General features: G+C 63.2%; 1 protein-coding gene. It reads left to right on the top strand.

Going from position 1 to position 1,174, the window contains the following annotated elements:
• The first annotated feature begins 92 nt into the window (after window positions 1-92).
• A protein-coding gene (locus N826_RS42695; protein WP_211099525.1) for an IS630 family transposase occupies window positions 93-1,162 on the top strand; the annotation gives its coding sequence in 2 pieces (ribosomal slippage) (window positions 93-582 and window positions 582-1,162; 1,071 coding nt in all).
• Window positions 1,163-1,174 lie beyond the last annotated feature (12 nt).

Genomic DNA, 1,174 nt, shown 5'->3' with positions numbered 1-1,174 from the left:
ATACCAACGGCATTGAAGATTGACTCGTCGATTGAGGATTCCTCTGGGTGGTGAAATATGATTCGTTCCCTCATCGATTTGGGGGGTCAACGATGGGAAAGAGTGTTGCGATCACGCGCCTGGATCTGAGTGCGGATGATCTGCGTTGTCGCGCACAGCGGGCAGGGAGCATCGAAGCGGCCCGGCGGATGCTGGCATTGGCGCTGGTCCTGGAGGAACGGCCTCGGATAGAGGCGGCTCGGACTTGTGGCATGGACCGTCAAACGCTGCGCGACTGGGTTCACCGCTACAATGCCGAAGGGCTCCGGGGATTGTCGGATCGCAAGCCGCCTGGCGGCATCCCGAAGCTCACGGCTGAGCAGGAGGCGGAAGTGGCGGCCTGGGTTCGTGCCGGCCCCGATCTCGCGGAGGACGGCGTGGTCCGGTGGCGCCGCAAGGATCTCGCGGCGCGCATCGAGCGGCGGTTCGGCATCGTGCTGGCCGAGCGCAGTGTCGGCGCGTTGCTCAAGCGTTTGGCTTTCCGGCACGTCTCGGTCCGACCACAGCATCCGCAACAGGACATACAAGCCCTTGAGGCGCATAAAAAAACTTCGCTGCTCTGGTAGCCGGCGTTGTGCCCGAGGCGGCCAAGGACAGGCCGGTCGAGGTGTGGTGGCAGGATGAGGCCCGCGTCGGTCAGCAAGGCACCATGACCTATGTCTGGGCCGAGCGCGGCAGCCGGCCGCGGGTGCCGCGCGATCTCCGCTATGAATGGACCTACCTGTTCGGGGCTGTCTGCCCTGAGCGTGGCGTCGGCGCCGCCCTGGTCCTGCCCCGGGTCAACATCGACGCCATGAACCTGCATCTGAGCGAAATCAGCCAGCACGTCGCCGACGGTCACCACGCGGTGGTCGTGCTCGATGGCGCCGGCTGGCATCAGCCAGGGGACAAGCTGAAGGTGCCAGACAACATCAGCCTGCTGCATCTGCCACCCTACTGCCCGGAACTCAATCCGGTCGAGAACATCTGGCAGTTCCTGCGCCAGAACTACCTGAGCCATCGCGTGTTCGAGTCATATCAAAGCATCGTCGACGCGTGCTGTGATGCCTGGGTCGCTCTCACCAACGCTCCAGAGCGCATTCGATCCATCGCAACCAGGCCATGGGCAAAGGTCAATGTTTAATGCCGTTGGTAT

The organism is Skermanella aerolata KACC 11604 (assembly GCF_000936425.1).
GTDB lineage: Bacteria > Pseudomonadota > Alphaproteobacteria > Azospirillales > Azospirillaceae > Skermanella > Skermanella aerolata.
Note: the sequence above shows the minus strand (reverse complement) of the source record. Positions and strands in the feature narration are given on the sequence as shown.